This window comes from Nitrospira sp. Ecomares 2.1, from assembly GCF_965152585.1.
The window spans coordinates 1,036,135-1,055,057 of sequence record NZ_OZ224219.1; the positions used below are offsets into that span (position 1 = coordinate 1,036,135).

At 49.3% G+C, this 18,923-nt stretch carries 12 protein-coding genes and 1 pseudogene; 8 read left to right on the forward strand and 5 right to left on the reverse strand.

Annotation, left to right across the window (positions count from 1 at the left end; all coding sequences use genetic code 11):
• Positions 1-9 precede the first annotated feature (9 nt).
• From ACWHYD_RS04655 to ACWHYD_RS04675, 5 genes and pseudogenes are all read right to left on the reverse strand, one after another.
• A pseudogene (locus ACWHYD_RS04655) lies at positions 10-661 on the reverse strand (IS1595 family transposase).
• 154 nt (positions 662-815) lie between these two features.
• Positions 816-1,064: a hypothetical protein gene (locus ACWHYD_RS04660; protein WP_447964754.1), complete on the reverse strand. Its 249-nt coding sequence runs from the start codon at positions 1,062-1,064 to the stop codon at positions 816-818.
• Positions 1,065-1,836: 772 nt separating this feature from the next.
• Positions 1,837-2,997, reverse strand: coding sequence for an IS30 family transposase (locus ACWHYD_RS04665; protein WP_447964755.1), 1,161 nt, complete (start codon positions 2,995-2,997; stop codon positions 1,837-1,839).
• Between the two features lie 255 nt (positions 2,998-3,252).
• Entirely contained in the window at positions 3,253-7,518 is a 4,266-nt protein-coding gene (locus ACWHYD_RS04670) for a PKD domain-containing protein (RefSeq protein ID WP_447964756.1), read from the reverse strand.
• Positions 7,519-7,555: 37 nt separating this feature from the next.
• Complete coding sequence (locus tag ACWHYD_RS04675) at positions 7,556-8,518, reverse strand: tetratricopeptide repeat protein (RefSeq protein ID WP_447964757.1); 963 nt, start codon at positions 8,516-8,518, stop codon at positions 7,556-7,558.
• A gap of 1,210 nt (positions 8,519-9,728) precedes the next feature.
• Here ACWHYD_RS04675 and ACWHYD_RS04680 point away from each other — a divergent pair.
• The 8 genes from ACWHYD_RS04680 (at position 9,729) to ACWHYD_RS04715 (ending at position 18,852) form a co-directional block, all read left to right on the forward strand.
• A complete protein-coding gene (locus ACWHYD_RS04680; protein WP_447964758.1) occupies positions 9,729-9,926 on the forward strand; it encodes a hypothetical protein in 198 nt (65 codons plus the stop codon).
• Between the two features lie 1,355 nt (positions 9,927-11,281).
• On the forward strand, positions 11,282-11,470 hold the full coding sequence (locus ACWHYD_RS04685; RefSeq protein WP_447964759.1) for an FAD-dependent oxidoreductase: 189 nt from the start codon (positions 11,282-11,284) through the stop codon (positions 11,468-11,470).
• Between the two features lie 1,214 nt (positions 11,471-12,684).
• A complete protein-coding gene (gene rfbF / locus ACWHYD_RS04690) occupies positions 12,685-13,458 on the forward strand; it encodes a glucose-1-phosphate cytidylyltransferase (protein ID WP_447964760.1) in 774 nt (257 codons plus the stop codon).
• On the forward strand, positions 13,455-14,450 hold the full coding sequence (locus ACWHYD_RS04695; protein WP_447964761.1) for a GDP-mannose 4,6-dehydratase: 996 nt from the start codon (positions 13,455-13,457) through the stop codon (positions 14,448-14,450). Before rfbF ends, ACWHYD_RS04695 begins: the two co-directional genes overlap by 4 nt.
• Before the next feature lie 162 nt (positions 14,451-14,612).
• On the forward strand, positions 14,613-15,851 hold the full coding sequence (locus ACWHYD_RS04700; RefSeq protein WP_447964762.1) for a methyltransferase domain-containing protein: 1,239 nt from the start codon (positions 14,613-14,615) through the stop codon (positions 15,849-15,851).
• Positions 15,848-16,387: a dTDP-4-dehydrorhamnose 3,5-epimerase gene (rfbC, locus tag ACWHYD_RS04705; RefSeq protein WP_447964763.1), complete on the forward strand. Its 540-nt coding sequence runs from the start codon at positions 15,848-15,850 to the stop codon at positions 16,385-16,387. Before ACWHYD_RS04700 ends, rfbC begins: the two co-directional genes overlap by 4 nt.
• Before the next feature lie 23 nt (positions 16,388-16,410).
• Complete coding sequence (locus ACWHYD_RS04710; protein ID WP_447964764.1) at positions 16,411-17,706, forward strand: DUF4910 domain-containing protein; 1,296 nt, start codon at positions 16,411-16,413, stop codon at positions 17,704-17,706.
• Between the two features lie 165 nt (positions 17,707-17,871).
• On the forward strand, positions 17,872-18,852 hold the full coding sequence (locus ACWHYD_RS04715) for an NAD-dependent epimerase/dehydratase family protein (RefSeq protein ID WP_447964765.1): 981 nt from the start codon (positions 17,872-17,874) through the stop codon (positions 18,850-18,852).
• The last annotated feature ends 71 nt before the right edge of the window (positions 18,853-18,923 follow it).

An 18,923-nucleotide genomic window follows, 5' to 3' on the forward strand; every position in this document is an offset into this window, starting at 1 on the left:
ACCAGCTAATTAGACCAAATACCGTTTAGCCCAGCGTTTTAATTGGTGTAATTGTGCTTTGGGTTGAGGGGTATTAAACCGCCACTCGCATTCTTTTAAAAACAGCGGAAAATGCATTTTGGGAATCCCGTTAAATCGCCGCAGGTGGCGCTTGGCCTAATTCCAAAAGTTCTCAATGCCATTAATGTGGGTCTGTTTGTCTGCAAAACGTTCAGAATGATTAATCAGGAAATGTTTCAAGCCTGATACGTCCAAGACATTATACGATCAGTAATGGTGAGCAAACACAATGCTATCAGGGCCTACACGCTGTTCAATAATACTCTTGAGGGTGTGGCTTTGCGTATAGGGGATGACCTTGGCGTAAACCCGGCCACCACGCTTGAGCAAACCAAAGACCGGGACTTTGCCAGCCGCACCGCCACCACGTTTTCCTTTGCGCACGCCACCAAAATAACTTTCATCCACTTCGCCTTCGCCGGCGAAGGCCGTTTCATCTTGGGTGGCCTGATCAATAATCATCCGTAGGCGATGAAAGTAATAGGCGGCGGTCTTGAAATTGACCCCCGACCAAGTCGGCAGCACATCGAGCCGTCGCTCCGGACACAAACAGTTCCATTAATCGCCTCTGTTTCTCAGGATTTAATCGGCTCCTCCTCATCCTGTACCTATAACTGAGTATCAGTTATCTGGTACAGCCCCTTAAATTTTACATTCAAGTTTTACGAACATCTCTCGTTGTTTTCAATGAGCAACGCATAAAATCCTCATGGTTTGTTTTAACCGATCAACGGAAGATGTCTTCACCTGAATTTTTATCCACCGTAGACTCCTAGACAAAATATAGACCCTGATTGAAGCCTCGCGTTATCAACCGATGATCGCCTTGGTTTCCCATTTTGACGGAGTATCTGTCCTCCGAGAGAGAGGTTATCAATAAACTCTTTGAAAAATCCTGAGCGACGCCCATGGTTGTTATACGCCACTTTCGTCCACGAAGGGCTTTGATGCTCCCATTCCTCGATGGTCTTCATGACTTGAGCATTATCTGCAAAGCCATTCATACTGTTAAATTGCTTCTCGCAGTACAGCAACACTGGCCCCAGTCAATGCTGGAGCCTCGCGCTGCCTCGGGTGCATTTGATTTTTCGCTCGTTTTGGCGAACCAGTGGAAACATGGTCGCAGGGTTGGTCGACATCAGTGTCTTGTGCAGTTGTGCCAGAAGCTTCACATGATGAAACGTCGACATTCTTTGAAGGCTTCCAGAACCGAATTCGCCGTCAATCACATGATTTTCGATGGAACCTTCCCAAAGTCCTTGGCCATCTTCTGGTCGCTCAGGTCCATGTCCAGTGAGATGAGGCTTAGCGGCCCGGATGGGGCGGGCCGAAGAGGATCGTAAAAGCCATGAACGCCATAAGCGACCGCTCTTGGAATACCTTTAGGTCCTGGGCCGTTAGCGTCACCATTTTCTTGAGGCGGGTTAGGGCGAGAAATGAAAAGCTTGCGTCGTTGCCTTAAATATGATCATTTCGTATTGGTCACGTCGCGGAGCCGTGGGTGCGTCATCTTGACCTTTTGGTCGTCCATGGAAGATCGCCCCATTCTTGAGCACCCAATTTGGGAAAGCTCGGTCGGTAGGAGGTCCCGTCAATTTTTCTGGCTCGATCAACATGCCGCTATCCGTGATCATCCAGCCCATATCCATCATCACTGCGTTAAGCGTTTACTTGCCCGCTAGAGCACGCGGGTTGCTAGATCCCTCGAGAGCCTTTAGTGGCCTTTTTGCATCGCCTCCTGTCTGTTCTCATCAGTGGCTCCTTTCGTTTGCGGTTTCAACCGGTCGCTGCAACACATGGGTTAAATCGTTCAGCAGGTGTTTCAAAGTTTAACGTTTTTCTTGGTCGTTCGTTGAGACGCCGTGCAACGGCGTTTAGCTTGGCTTGTGGAACTCTCGACAGATCCATTCCTTTCGGGAAGTATTGCCTTAACAGACCATTGGTATTTTCGTTGGACCCTCGCTGCCAGGGATTGTGTGGATCACAAAAGTATACCTTTATGTCGGTCGCCAGCGTGAAGCGTTTATGGTCGGCCATCTCTTTGCCTCGGTCCCAGGTGAGTGACTTGTAAAGCTCCCGAGGTAACTTATGCGCTTGCTTGATCAAGGCATTGATCACCGTCTCGGTGTCTTTGCTGTCGACTTTGACCAGCATCAGGTAGCGTGTATGACGTTCGACCAGCGTCGCCATCTGGCTGTTATGACTACCGAATAGCAGATCACCCTCCCAGTGTCCCGGTAAGGCTCGGTCTGCCGCAGAGGCAGGCCGCTCACGGATCGATACGGTGTCGGTAATCCGGCCGTGCTCCTCCGTTTTTTGTGTGTGGTGGCGTGAACGACGCATCATTCGTGTGCGCCTCAAATGCTGCATCAACTCTTTCTTCAAGGCACCACGTGCCTGGATGAATAGGCTCCTATAGATCGTCTCGTGGGACACCTGGTAACGTTCGTCGTCCGGATAGGTGTGCTTAAGCCAACCGGCAATCTGCTCGGGTGACCACTCCAATTGTAGCTTCCTGGCTACGATTCGAGCCAGTGCACGGTTCTCTACTAGTTTACAGGTTTTGGGGCGATGGGCCCGAGCCCAGGCCGTCTGATCAGCCTGACTTGCCCGGTAACCGCCTTGCCCATGGTTGCGTTTGATTTCCCGACTGATGGTCGAAGGCGCACGATTCAGGGAGGCTGCGATGGAACGAATGGAGCAACCTGTAGCTATGCCGCGTGATATTTCCTCCCGCTCCGCCAGGGTTAGTGCGCATGATGATCGTCGACGCTCTGGCGGGCGTATCCCCCCATGCTCTCGAAGGATACGTTCAATCGACGGATGATGCCGATCAAATAACCGCGCAATCGACTCCAGAGATTCACCTTTCTTCCAGCGATCCCACATTAAGGCCTTTTGTTCTTCTGTGTAATAAATCCTTGGGCGCCGCTTCATTTTCAACATCCTCCTCTCTATTATTAGAGATTAGATGTTGCAGCGACCGGTTGAAACCGCATTCCCGTCGGGAGTATTTCACTGACTGAGGAACCACTCGTCCCAAATACAACTGACTTTAAAGAAAACCATCACAAGAGATGGGGATATGCTTTCACTTGGATGATTGCGGAGTGGGATCAGCCAGCGCCCCAAGGCACCCAGTGACGGTCCCATTCCTTGGTATTATGTTGTAATGCTTGGTAAAAGGCCCGTTTACTGAGGAGGACTCTGTGGTTGAACGATGACGGAATACATGCTGCAACATCCACCGCTCGCATTGCCCCCGAGGGTAATGGTGCCGGCCGGGAAGGACCGCACAAACAGGCTAAAGGTCGCATCCGAGGTCACCAGATTGGTGCCGGTATCCGAAAAGGTGCTCAACCATGAAGGTTTCGAAGTAATACGATCGCCATGGGCGACATACACCGATACCGGTTGATTGACCGTAAAACTAAGGAAAGCGGCATTGGTTGCCGCCTTGTCATTATTGGCGGTACGGATATAGGTGGCGCCCTGCACACTGGAGGGGACGGTAGTAAAGGTATAGGCACGGTCGATATAGACGGTGCCCCCGGCTTGGAGGCCTGAGGCGGGCACCACATATGTTTGCCCACTGGCGACGGTCAGATTCGAAAGGGTTAATGATGAGGGTGGGGGTGTGCTAGATACTGTTACTTGAATGGTCGCGGGGGTGGGGTCGGCTAGTCCAAGGGCATCCGTCACCGTATAGGTCACGGTGAATACGCCGGCGGTATTAAAGGTGACGGAGCCGGGGTCCTCCACGGTGCGATCGGCCAGCCCCGAGCCCGAGCCAAAGGTCCACCGATGGGTGAATGGCGTATTGCTGTCTGGATCCGTGCCGGTGCCGGTAAAGGTGAGGGCTTGGCCTATCAGGATGCTCTGCGTCCCACTCGGCGTGTTGATGACCCCATTGGGGGCTTGGTTGACGGGCCCACTTCCGCCCTCGGGTTGGATGATGACGGAATACATGCTGCAACATCCACCGCTCGCATTGCCCCCGAGGGTAATGGTGCCGGCCGGGAAGGACCGCACAAACAGGCTAAAGGTCGCATCCGAGGTCACCAGATTGGTGCCGGTATCCGAAAAGGTGCTCAACCATGAAGGTTTCGAAGTAATACGATCGCCATGGGCGACATACACCGATACCGGTTGATTGACCGTAAAACTAAGGAAAGCGGCATTGGTTGCCGCCTTGTCATTATTGGCGGTACGGATATAGGTGGCGCCCTGCACACTGGAGGGGACGGTAGTAAAGGTATAGGCACGGTCGATATAGACGGTGCCCCCGGCTTGGAGGCCTGAGGCGGGCACCACATATGTTTGCCCACTGGCGACGGTCAGATTCGAAAGGGTTAATGATGAGGGTGGGGGTGTGCTAGATACTGTTACTTGAATGGTCGCGGGGGTGGGGTCGGCTAGTCCAAGGGCATCCGTCACCGTATAGGTCACGGTGAATACGCCGGCGGTATTAAAGGTGACGGAGCCGGGGTCCTCCACGGTGCGATCGGCCAGCCCCGAGCCCGAGCCAAAGGTCCACCGATGGGTGAATGGCGTATTGCTGTCTGGATCCGTGCCGGTGCCGGTAAAGGTGAGGGCTTGGCCTATCAGGATGCTCTGCGTCCCACTCGGCGTGTTGATGACCCCATTGGGGGCTTGATTAACGGGTCCTCCTCCGTTACCGGACTCCATCAGCCGGATTGCACTACCATACTTCCCCGTGTATTGGCTGGCGACGTTTCCATCAAAGCTAATGGTGAGCACGATCTTCCCATCGCTTCCGGACTCAATGTTGCTAAATCGCGCCACATAACCCTTATCATTGTCTGCCGGTAGCCGAGTCGAGGTATCTGAAGACCCGGAAAAGATTCCCCCGCCGACCTCATTGGGATTATCGGTGGCGGCGGAACTCGCATTGATAAATGCGTCCTGTCCGGAAAGAGTTACGAGGGAGGCCCGATCCCAACCGTAAAAGTCTCGATGGGAAAAGAAGGCCAAGTCGTAGGTCTTACTCGGATTGAGCCCATTAAAGGTCAATAGGAGCGAGTTAGCGTCTTGATTGACATAGGAAATGACGCCAAGGGTACTGACTTTTCCATTAAAGATGGTGAAGGCGTCTCCCATGGTCGGATTTGCACCCTGAGTGGCTTGGCCACCGCCGATAAACTCGCCACCCGTCACGGTTAGGGTCACACCGGTATCGAGGCCGGTGGTGAAATCTTTGAGCATGCCACTGCTGGGTAAGCCTGAGCCTCCGACGGGAGAGGTGAACTTCGTGATATTCGTTTCGAGTTGTCCTGATCCCCAGGCTAGGTCATTGTAAGCAGTAAAGCCTGTGCCTTGTGGCTGGACTGTTACTTGAATGGTCGCAGGGGTGGGATCGGCTAGCCCAAGGGCATCCGTCACCGTATAGGTTACGGTGAATACGCCAGCGGTATTAAAGGTGACGGAGCCGGGGTCCTCCACGGTGCGATCGGCCAGGCCCGAGCCAGAGCCAAAGGTCCACCGATGGGTGAATGGCGTATTGTTGTCTGGATCCGTGCCGGTGCCGGTAAAGGTGAGGGCTTGGCCCACCTGGATGCTCTGCGCCCCACTCGGCGTGTTGATGACCCCATTGGGAGCTTGATTGGCAGGTCCTCCGCCACTCTGTGGTTGAACGATGACGGAATACATGCTGCCGTTCCCAACGCTAGCATTGCCCCCGAGGGTAATGGTGCCGGCGGGGAAGGACCGAGCAAAGAGACGGAGGGTGGTATCCGAGGTCACCAGATTCACGCCGGTATCAGTAAAAGTGCTCAACCACGTAGGTTTCGGGGTGATACGCAGGTCATGAGCGACCGATACGGAGACGGGTTGAGTGACTGTAAAGCTGAGAAAGTCAGCATTCGTCGCGGCTTTATCATTGTTGGCGGTTCGGATATAGGTGGCGCCCTGCACACTGGAGGGGACGGTAGTAAAGGTATAGGCACGGTCGGTATAGACGGTGCCGCCGGCTTGGAGGCCTGAGGCGGGCACCACATATGTTTGCCCACTGGCGACGGTCAGATTCGAAAGGGTTAATGGGTTTGGTTGCGACCCACTCTTCTGAATAGCCATGGTGTCGGTGATGGCGCCTCCTGCCCGCAGATTTCGGAGGGTGAGGCTGCTGCCCGTGATGTCGAGGAGCACCGAGCCATAGGCCACATCAAACACCGCCATGACCGGATGCACGGGATGGGTGGAATCAAGATCATGCCCCCCATGGCCGGCGACGACATACACGGTTCCCTCGTGCGACACACCTCCGGCACTTTTCTGATACGCTCCGGTGCCCGAGGGCTGACCATTGCCCGCATCCAGAATATGGCCATCGGCCAATAGGGTATTGAAGGACGGTGTAGCAAAGTTAGGTGAGGTGCCATAGCCGTAGGCGCCATCCAGGAGGTAAGACCGCTCATAGGCATGAGAATGCCCCGCAAGGACCAAATCCACTCCGCCGGCCTCCAGAATGGGTAGCACCGTCTCCCGCATATTGACCAATCGTCCACCGGAGTCGGCGGCATTGTCCGAGTCGTGGCCTTTCGAATAAGGCGGATGATGCCAGAAGGCGATCACCCACTCTTGCCCGGTAGCAGCCAGATCATTTTGTAACCAGGTCAACATCGGCGAGCCCGGAGCCCGACTACTGTCCATGGAGTCGAGCACAATGAAATGCACATTGGCGTAATCAAAGGCATAGTAGGCTTCGGTGCCGGAGGCCACCCCCCCCGCTTGGCCGCTGCTCGGCAGGACATGGGCTTCGTAGTAAGGTCCAATGCCCAGAGAAGTTGTGACCGACAGGGCTTCATGATTGCCTAAAGTCGGCCAGAGGGGTGTCTGGCGGAGAATATCTTGATAGATCGCAAAATGTCTGGTGGTAAATTCTGCGTCGGTGCCGCTTTGATACGCAATGTCCCCCATGTGCAAGATCAAGTTGGGAGCTGGAGGATTCAGCGCGGTCTCAGTCAGCATCGTATCCCGCACATTCCTTTGGTTGTTACTGGCATCGCCCGAATCCCCCAGCACCCACGCCCGAACGGGTGTGGCCGACCCGACGGGGGGCGCCGTGACAAAAAAGTGCTGAGTAGTGCCGGTAACTTGCACACCGTTCGTCACGGTGCCGACGTTATAGAAATATTTGGTGGCAGCGGTCAGGCCGGTAATCGTAACAATGTGATCCTTGACGTTGAGCCCTGAGCGCGTGACCGCCGTGCCGGTCGCCGTTTGGTTCAGAGAGCCGGCCCCCGTGCCATATTTTACTTGGCTATTGTCTGCTGAATTCAGGTCCGTGCGCCACACCACCGTGACGGAGGTGGGAGTGACGAGTTGCAGATAGGGTTGCCGCACCACAGCGGCGATCGCTGGCGTCACAGAAGCCACCAGCACAAAAAGCGCACAGCCCAGCGCCACCATAATCCATTCTGATTTATTTAATTTTTCCAAGTGCACCGCTTTTATGTGGGGGGCTGGTGGCCAGTATTTATTGGTTTTCTAATTTTCTTAAGAGGTCATTCGCCTCGGAAAAGTGCGGTGTCTTTTGAATAGCCACACGGAGATCTTGTTTGGCCTCTTCCATTCGACCCATCGCTTGATAAACTTCCGCGCGGGCAAGTAGTTGCATGGCTGTCTGGCGTTTCCCCAGTACACGATTGGCCTCAGCTAATGCCTGTTCATATGCGAGGCTGGCTGCGTCTGATCGACCCATATTATCTAGGATTTCCGCTCGTTTGAGGTGCCAGGATGTATTTACTGACGAGCCAGCTATCTCTTTGTCTACTAAGGCTAGTGCTTCCCCGTATTGTTTTTGAACCATCCGTACACGGATGAGGCCATTTTTTAGTAAGATGGCATTTCCCAGCTTGGCAAGACCATCCTGATATCCTTCTGCCGCATCCTCAAGCTTTCCCAAAGATTCCTGAAGTTTTCCTCGAACAAGGTATAACTCAATTGTAGGTTGCAACTGAATGGCTGACGTAAAGTCTGTAATGGCCAGTTCAGCTTGACCAGTTCGTACATAAATGCTCCCGCGTTCGGCCAAAGCAAAGACTCGTTTCGTGTCTGATTCATCCTCAAGAAAATAATCCAATGCGGTCTTGGCTTCCTTGTCACGCCCTAGGGCAGAGAGAGTCAGCGCGCGTTGTAAAACGACAGTGCGGTTCTCGCGGTTCAGCAGCCAAGCCCGTTCTAAATCAAGCAAGGATTCGATGTATTTCCCATTGGACCGATAGACTTGCCCACGCTGGACCAGCAGGTCCACATTATCTGGATCCTTGATCAATTTCTCGGTGATTTCATGAATTTCCGGATCAGGCCCGGAATGGGCAGTGGCCAGCTGGACGAGGCCAAAGCATCCGAGTGCCAGAGCCAAAGAGGCCATTGCCACGACGACCCAAGATCTGTGTCGAGATCTGACTTGCTGGTCAATTTTAATGCAAACAGACATGAGTCTTTCCTTTTTATTATTGGGAAATAGGGGCAACTTGCTCATCTGTAGGCCTCTTTAAAGGGGTACCGCTTCAGATTGATCCATCTTCGATGTGAGGATAGTTGGCATGTTGGTCTGGTCGACGATAAATTTTTCTGGTTTTGACGAGCCTTTTGACAAGCGATAACTTCTTTGATCAAGGGAAACATATTGTAGACAGTTTATTATGAATTTGTAAAAGAAGCCAATTTGTGAAGCTAAATTTTCAGGGATAAATAAACCCTTGGGCAATGCCTCTTTTAACCTATCGGTTGCCTTATGTCCGAATGAACGGCATGTTCAGCGTTGCACTCGATTTGGTGTTTGAGTCATCGGCCGACGCCCTTATTCCAACCTGGTAAGGGCGTCTGGCCTATTTACTGGGTTATACCTTTTTAGCGCAAATAGGAGGACCGAAGGATCTGTGTCATGTCATTACCAGCCAGGAAATTACCTAAGGTCCGGCCAACTTCAGTATCGACCTAATTAGTGAACAATTTGTGGCTCAGACGTGGGAAGCCAAGCTGAAGGGGTTTTTCTTGGCGATTGTAGGCGTCTCCTCAAATCGCAGTTCGGATATATCCAGAAACTGGTTGTGGAACTTCTGAAAATCTAAGCATTGTGATTACCTAATCCATGGCCCGACTAGTCAATGTCAACGATTTTGCCTAAAACAAGGACACTTGTCTGGGGCAAAACATCCTGGTTCCCATTGCATCCTGCAGTCGCACGTCCTAACGGTAATGAGGCTTCTCTGGTTCCCTCCCTAAATAACCCCCTCCATCAGCCTTGTTCTTTCCCTGACCTGATTGTTAACAGCAAGGGTAGAGAGTGCAAACACTAGCTTTTCTACGTTTCCTCCCTGCTAGTGATAGGCAACTATGGCCCAAACGCCACCTAGATCAATCAGTTGACGGCATCCCTATCGCGCTCTTGTTGTGTGGTGTGGCCGTAGAAGCGGCATTGCATCAGTCCTGAATGGGAGCGCATAGCAGTTTATTTAGCCTGGTCTGAGGCAGGGATCGTTAAAACCTCCAATAGACAATTGGGGACCAAAAAACCTGGAAGAAATTCAACGTGGAGAGAGTCTTTTTCTATTTCATCGTTCCTCCTGAATGAGTACTGCCGAGTATTCTGCCGAAGATCTAAAACAATATTACAGATTTCGTTGCCTGGAACCAAATACAGGATGGCTGAAGAAATTAGGGCCTCAAGCTCCGTTGATTTATACACTCCAATATGGTTGAAGGTTGAACCAACTAAAAGGTCGGGGCAATTGTTATTGGAGCAGAAAAATGCCTATGAGGTTAGAGGAGAAATGTTGAATGAGAAATACATTCCTGTTTATTTAAGAAATGCTAACGAAAAAATTGGAGTAAATCGTTGAGTTAATTGAATTTTCTGATATGCTCTAATGAAGATGGAGGCAGTATATTGTCGGACTCTCGGTGGTATCTCGTTCATAGTAAAGCTCGTCAGGAAGACGTGGCGGAGGCCAACTTACAATTAATTGGGTGTTTATACCTTCTGTCCAAGTTTAAGAGGAAAGAGTTTAAAATCGACCCGAAATAAGGCGAAAAGTGATGGAGAGGTATTATTCCCTGGGTATCTCTTTATATAAGTTGACATGAAGACCGATACCGGAAAGTGACTTATGCTCATGGGGTTCTGAGGATGGTCAAGTTTGGTACCGTACTAGCAATAGTGGAAAAAGAAATCATTGACTCAATTAGGAAGAGAGTTCACAATGGAGCTGTTTTCCTTCCCCCTTTAGCTTCCTTTGAATCTGGATAAATTATTCGTATTAATCACGGGCCTTTTCATGGCCTTGAAGCAATTTTCGAACAGAACAGAACGGAATGGGACCGAACGAGTTTCACTTCTTATGAAACCGTGGCGTTTCAAGGCCGCATGGTTATTGGTCGCAATTGCGTGGTGTTGTAATGAGAATTGATTCGGCCCATTTGGCCGTTACGCGGAAAATTGGGTCGAAATAAGACCAATTGGCACATTTAGTCAATTGAGGTTACGAACTCGTTAAATATATTTAGCAACTATTCATACTTTTTTCTTCATACTTGAAGAAGCATTCAAGTAAAATAGCCTAGTTATCGCAAGGCCAATTTAAAAATCTCAAGGAAAAATATGGCATTACATGCCATAGTTTCTTGGTTGTTTTGAATAATGGAATCAGAAGTGTTGGTGCCGTGTTTTCTAATGCACTCCCATTTGTCCTCCTCTTGTCGGGATGAGTCATTTCGGTATTTATTGGATCGGGAAAATTTGACCACAAGATTGTTAACTCAGTTAGCTGGGTATTGCGGCAGCTTGTCCATTTTTGTCACAGGGTGGAGTTGCCATTACCTCGAAACAAAACGTGAAGTCATTATTTAGGTCCGGTAAATTTGGTGAAAATGGCAATAATCATTGCACAATTGAGTTCTGATGTTTTTAATTTAGGGAAAACTTGGCCAAGCCAAGTAGGAATTTAGAAGGACTTTAATCGGCTGGCAGATGCAAAGCCGACTGGCTTTTTCTTAGTTTTCCCATACGTAGGAATGAATTACTGGCTAATATATCTGTCCATATAGGGGGCTGTTTCAATGTGTACGGATTTTTTCTCCTTGTTGAATAGATGGCAATCTTAGTAATTGTGAGGACGTCCTTGACAAAGTTCTCAAGGTTGATTCCGTCAGGGGTTTAGGGCTCAAATATTTTTCCCGAGTTATGCTAAGAAAATAGATGATAACCTCAAATTTTCTGGTCATTGGTGGTGGGATCATCGGTATCAATGTCGTCCGACAACTGAAACGGCAGTTTTACGATGCGACGGTGACTGTTTTTGAAAACGGAAATTACTGTGGCACTCACGCCAGTGGTTGGAATAGCGGGGTGTTGCACGCTGGTTTTATTATTCACCGGAAAGGCTGAAGGCTAAATTTACACGCATCGGGAATAAACTGCTAACGGAATATTGTGAATCCAAACAGATTTCGATGAATAGGCTTGGAAAGCTCATTGTTACCAAAGATGGTAGGGAACATTCGGCTCTAGATTTCTCAGGCGAGGAAAAATACACGACATTGAATTACAAGCCATCATTACCGTGGAAGAAGGCAAACCCATTGAGCCTAGTGTGCAAACTTACCAACGAGCTCTGTTTTTTAACAATTTCAACAATCGATCCAATTGAAGGTTTGCAATCAGTGCCCAGCGATGCCAATGATGAATGGGTACAAATTCGTTGCGGAGTTTAGTATCTCAAGAAAAAGAAGGAGAGTCATTTTACGTCAGGCGGTGCCTTTATATTTAGGGTATTTCATTAATGCGGCTAGACTTTATGGAGACAATATTGCAAAGAATTTCGGTTTTTCCGAGAATTATAAAAATTTGCCCTTTTTAAAAGGACTCTCATACTCGGATGAGCCAAGAGGAGCTATCCGAACAAATTTTCATCCATCTCCAAATTTGCGAAATCCTTTTCTCAGAGCTCGTGTCACAGTCAACTCGGAGGGAAAGGGAAGATTGGACCAACGGCAATTCCGGCCTTTTGGCGGGAGCAATGTTCCTGAATCTAGAACTTTAGCCTTCAAGAGGTGAGGAAATACTCCTGCGGCCATCTGGTTACTTTGGCTTCCACCTTACTAGATGGGGTACAGACAGGAACTAGTCAATGTGAAGGAGAAGAGGTGCTAAATGGATTGTGATCCTTGAAGGAGATTGACAAATCCCTACAAATTTTAAATGCGGTCTCTCCGGGTTTATATGCTCTATCCCTTTTTCATAATGGACCTGTGAGGATTTAGCCGAAATGGAAAATTGATTTAGTTTAGTTGGTTCAATTGGGCCATTAAGGGTCATCAATGTGGGTAGGGAATACTGAGTCTGAATGTGGGCATGTAGATGAGACCCCCTGCTTAAAGCCATGGTTTAATGGCCCGCTGCAAAAAACCAAGTGGAAGAGCTGTGGATATGGTGGGAATTTTCTGATCGCATCAGATCCATGCCCCTCAAAAAATTAGGTGGTCACATACGGATTAGTAGGTTTTCGGAATTGGGTTGTTGACTGTTTTTCTTTTAGCCTCTGGGTGCGTCCTTGGCCTGGGTATTATAATTGACGAGCAAATAAGAAAAGGGACAGGATTATGAAAGCCGTTATTCTCGCTGGTGGATTGGGAACTCGATTTTCTGAGGAAACCGCCTTAAGACCAAAGCCCATGATAGAAATCGGAGGGAAACCAATCCTTTGGCATATCATGAAAGTGTATGCGGCTTATAATGTTACCGAGTTCATCGTGGCATTAGGGTACAAGGCTGAGGTTATTAAGGAATACTTTTTGAACTTCTATGCTATCAATAATGATCTTACGATCGATTTAGCGAATGGAAAAACCACGATACATGACGGCAAACAGCCAAACTGGAAAATCCATCTAGTGGATACTGGAATGCATACGCAAACAGGTGGAAGGCTCAAACGCCTTAAAAGATGGTTAGGTGATGATGAAACTTTTTTATTTACGTATGGTGATGGCGTGGCGGACCTCGATATTGAATCGGTGATTAAATTCCATCATTCACATGGGAAGCTGGCAACTGTGACAACTGTTCGTTCTCCTGCCCGTTTTGGGCGAATCGGGTTTGACGGAGACAGGATCTGTAATTTTCATGAAAAACCTGAGTCAGGGGAAGGATGGATAAATGGTGGATTTTTTGTGTTAAATGGTAAGGCCATTGATTACATCGTTGATGATGAAACATCCTGGGAGAAGGAGCCGTTGGAGGGTCTGACCAAAGATGAGCAAATGATGGGATATCGGCATTTTGGCTTTTGGTCCTGCATGGATACCCTAAAAGAAAAAAATTATTTGGATGAATTGTGGAATTCCGGGCAAGCCCCTTGGAAGGTATGGAAATGAGTATGTTGTGGAGTGAAAGCCGGGTTTTAGTAACGGGCGCAACCGGCATTGTCGGTTCCTGGCTAGTGAAAAGTCTGCTTGAAAAAGGTGCCTTTGTGGCTACCCTAATTAGAGATTGGAATCCTCAGAGCGAGCTCATACGAAGTGGTGATGTTAAAAGAACAACGGTGGTTTCAGGAGAATTGGAAAATTATCAGGCTCTGGAGCGTGCCATCAGCGAGAATGAAATAGATACCGTGTTTCATCTGGCCGCCCAGCCGCTGGTGGGGATTGCTCTGCGAAGCCCGCTGCCCACGTTCGAAGCGAATATTCGTGGCTCATATCATGTACTGGAAGCTTGCCGGATTCATAAAAACCTGGTCAAACAAATTGTCGTGGCCAGCAGTGATAAAGCCTATGGTGATGTTGAGGTCTTGCCTTATACGGAAGATATGCCGCCTTTGGGACGGTTTCCCTATGATGTGAGTAAAAGCTGTACCGATTTGCTCGCGCGCTCGTATAGCCAGACATATGATTTGCCTGTCACGATTGCAAGGTGTGGAAACATTTTTGGAGGAGGCGATCTAAATTGGAGTCGCATCGTTCCGGGTACGATTCGAAGCTTCCTGAAGCAGGAATGCCCCATTATTCGGAGCGATGGAAAATTTACACGGGATTACATCTTCGTCCTTGATGTTGTGCAAGCCTATCTTCTTCTGGCCTTACACGCACGGGAGGAGGGAGTTCGTGGCGAGGCGTTTAATTTTAGCGGAGAACAGCCGTGGACGGTCTTGGATGTTGTGCGCGAAATTCAAATACAGATGGAGTGCCATCAGTTAGCCCCAATCGTGATGAACCAGGCCAATGCCGAGATTCGGGATCAATATCTCGACTCCAGCAAAGCTAAACGGATGCTCAAGTGGGCTCCCTTGTATAGTTTGGAAAAAGGGCTGGCTGAGACAATTACATGGTATAAAGAATTTCTCGAGCAAAAAAGTATGACGAAGTGTTAAAGAAGAAGGCCCCTCACATTGGGCCCTGTTAAAAATATTCCTCCCAATACACAATACGTGACTGGTAGATCGTCGAAATGTTTCGTTTTTGGCGTGGATTGCAGCCGACCCCATAATCCCCGGTTTCCGGAATGAAGGCGGTCGACTCATGAGGGGAAAACTATGAAAAATTCACAGTCTTGTCGGTTTTGCCGTACGGTACTAGAGCATACGTTTCTTGATCTAGGGACTTCCCCTTTTTCAAATTCCTATGTGAAAGCCGAATGCTTGGGGGAGATGGAACCGTTTTTCCCATTGTATGCCTTTGTCTGTAGCCGGTGTCTTCTGGTGCAGTTAAAGGACTGTTCAACTCCTGAGCGAATCTTTAGCGATTATGCCTATTTTTCTTCCTATTCTGATTTGTGGCTTCAACATGCGCGCGCCTATACAGATATGATTCAGGAACGGATAAAACTGGATGAACGGAGTCTTGTGGTTGAAGTCGCCAGTAATGACGGGTACTTACTTCAATATTTCGTCAAAAAGGGCATCCCCGTTTTGGGAATCGAACCGGCGGAAAATGTGGCCAAAGTGGCTACCGAAAAAGGGATACCTACACGGGTATCGTTTTTTGGTGAACGATCGGCTCAAATTTTGGTTGAAGAAGGAAAGCAGGCAGATTTGTTGATTGGCAATAACGTCTTAGCTCACGTCCCGGACTTGAATGATTTTGTCCGTGGGCTTCAAACGCTGCTCAAACCTCAGGGTGTCATCACCATGGAATTTCCCCATGTGATGCGCCTCATGGATGAAAATCAATTTGACACGATTTACCACGAACATTTTTCGTATTTCTCTTTTGGTACCGTAGAACAGGTATTCCGGAAGCACGGGTTAATTCTTTTCGATGTCGAAGAGCTCCCAACCCATGGCGGGTCTCTTCGAATCTATGCTCGCCATGAAGCCGATCACTCAAAGCCAGTGGAGTCCAGAGTTGCGGCCTTGCAGGATCGGGAGAAAAAGGCAGGCTTACAAACCTTAGATCATTATCTTTCTTTTGCTGAAAAAGTCCATCATACCAAGAGGCAACTCCTGTCCTTCTTGATTGAGGCCAAGGAAAAGGGGAAGACTATCGTAGGGTATGGTGCTCCGGCTAAAGGGAATACCCTCTTGAATTATTGTGGGATTCGTACGGATTTCATTGATTACACCGTTGATCGTAGCCCTCACAAGCAAGGGCTTTACCTGCCAGGGACGCATATTCCAATCCATGACCCCGATTCGATCAGGAGAACGAAGCCTGATTACGTCTTGATCCTTCCCTGGAATTTGAAAGATGAAATTATGCAGCAAATGGCTTATATCCGCGAATGGGGCGGGGCATTCGTGGTGCCGATTCCGGAAGTCCGGGTGTATCCGTGATTTTTACCGAATCAACAATCAAGGGAGCCTTCTTAATTGATCCGGAGCGTATTGAAGACAGTCGGGGGTTCTTTGCCCGAACAATGTGTCAACGAGAGTTTGAGTCCCATGGAATCACATTCAGACAGGTGCAATGCAACCTTTCTTTTAATAAAAAGAAAGGGATCCTTCGGGGGATGCACTACCAATGTGCTCCGTATGAAGAAGCCAAGCTCGTCTGGTGCATCAAGGGCGCAATCTACGATGTGCTGATCGATCTGCGGCCTTTATCTCAAACGTATACTCAGCATTCCGCGGTCATTCTCACCGCGGAAAACCGGCGGATGCATTATATCCCTGAAGGATGTGCCCATGGATTTCAGACTCTTGAAGAAAATACGGAGATTTTTTACCAAATGTCGGCGTTCTACGATCCTCGATGTGCTAAAGGGGTGCGGTGGGACGATCCTGCGTTTGGGATTCAATGGCCAGCCGATGAACGGCTCATATCTGACCGCGACCTAAGTTACCCAGATTTTATCGAACCCCAACATTGAACACGATAAGGCTGCGTGGCCGTATGGATAACAAAGTTTCAAATCAAATCGGGCATGAGATCTATCAGTTTCTTGCTGAACTGTATCCCTTCTGTCGGAGTATTACAGGTCATGGCGTTCGGGAGACACTAAAGGGAATTGCACGCCATGTCCCCGTGAAGATGCATGAGATTCCAAGCGGAACCGAGGTGTTTGATTGGGTAGTGCCACAGGAGTGGAACATTCAGGATGCGTATATTAAAAATAAAAAGGGAGAACGGATTGTCGATTTTATGCAATCGAACCTGCATGTTGTCAGTTATAGTCAGCCCATTCACACCACGATGGCGCTTGAAGAATTAAAACCCCATCTGTATTCATTGCCCGAGAATCCTGATTGGATTCCATACCGAACCTCCTACTACAAGGAAAGCTGGGGATTCTGTCTGACTCATCGGCAATTGATGGCGATGAAAGATGAGGAATATGAGATATGTATCAATTCAACCTTAGAATCCGGGCATTTGACCTACGGGGAATACATCATAAAAGGGGAAACTGAAGAAGAGATCTTGATCTCCTGTCACACCTGCCATCCATCCTTGTGCAATGACAACCTGTCCGGAATTGCCGTTACGACATTTCTGGCCAAGACGTTGAGCGGGCGCTCATTACGGTATTCTTACCGCTTTCTCTTTATTCCAGGGACGATCGGGTCTATTACCTGGCTGGCGTTGCATGAAACCCAAGCGTTCACAATCACCAATGGCATGGTGGTGACCGGGGTGGGAGATCCCGGACCATTGACGTATAAAAAGAGCCGGCAAGGCAATGCCGGGATTGATCGGGCCTTCACGCATATCCTGAAAACCTCGGGGTTGGAGCATGACATCATCGATTTCTTCCCCTATGGGTATGATGAAAGGCAATATTGTTCCCCGGGCTTCAATTTGCCAGTGGGCTGTTTCATGAGGACACCTCACGGAGAATATCCCGAATATCATACGTCAGGCGACAATTTAACGTTTGTCCAGCCTCAGTCGTTGGAAGAGTCCTTAATCTGCTGTGAAAGGGCGTTAAATATTTTGGAAAGGAACAAAACATTTCTCAGTCAAAATCCCAAGTGCGAACCCCGTTTAGGAAAAAGGGGCCTCTACCGGGCCATTGGTGGTCAATCGGAAGGCGCGAGAAGGGAGATGGCGATGTTGTGGGTGTTAAATTTTTCTGATGGAATGCATTCGCTCTTAGACATTGCCGAACGATCTGGATTGGAATTTGAGTCCATTGACAAAGCCGCTGAATCGTTGGAAGAGCACGGACTTCTAAAGGAAGTATCATGAGTGCCACGCCCATTGAATTCTCATGGCGGACACCATGGACATCAAGGTGAGTGAGGCTGCAGTGGAGAGGAAAGACGACTTGTGCGATGGTTCAAGAAAAAATTACTACGGCAGGCCCTCGATCACGCGAATGATGATCTTGTCCATGTGGTCGGGAGGTGAAAAATGACCTCTCCCAATGGGAACCCTCTGGTGGAAACGACCTCTTCATGGAAAGCTCGCACAGTTATGGTCACCGGTGCCAGCGGGTTTTTGGGATCGCATTTGTGCCGTCACCTAGGCATGCGCGGTGTGGAAGTACATGCGATATCCCGATCTCAACGAGACCGTCAGAAAGGTGGACCCATCTGGTGGCAATCGAACCTGGAGGATTTCGGAGCGGTCCGCAGGTTATTCGAATCCATAAAGCCCGACGTCATTTTTCATCTGTCTGGGTTAGTCTCAGGAATTCAGAACAGAGAACTAGTTCTGCCGTCATTCCACAGCCTGCTCACCAGCACGGTGAATCTTTTAACGGTTGCGGCGGAAATGGGATGCCACCGCATCGTGCTGGCCGGATCCCTCAATGAACCATCGGATGATGGAGAGAGTATTCCCAGTTCACCCTATGCGGCTGCCAAGTGGGCGAGTAGCGGCTATGGGCGTATGTTTCATGCGCTCTATGGTACGCCCGTGGTCATTGTCAGGACCTTTATGACATATGGACCAGGACAGGAAACCCGCAAGCTGATTCCCACCGTCGTACATTCTCTGTTCAAAGGAGAATCGCCTAAACTTTCCAGCGGGCAGTGGAAGGCGGACTGGATTTATGTCGATGACGTTATCGAGGGGTTTCTTGCCGCTGCTCAAGTGCCACAAATTGAAGGGACCACGGTGGATTTGGGATCGGGAAGACTGGTGACCGTTCGTGAATTGGTTGAACGGCTGGTTGAGGTAGTGGGGAGTGGAGCTCCACCTCTATTCGGCGTCCTCCCTGATCGCGTAATGGAACCAGCGCGAACGGCCGAGGTGTTGAAGACATTTGAGACACTCGAGTGGAAACCAAAAGTTTCGCTTGAAAGTGGGCTAGAGCAAACTGTGGAATGGTATAAAGCTCAACTTTCTGACTCCAAAAATTCTCAACTCCCAGGGCATTCGAATGAATGAGGGTTTTCCATGGTGTGGGGGGTGGGGGTTCCAGATTTGCAGTTTCTCAATCAAATAATCTTTGCCAGAGG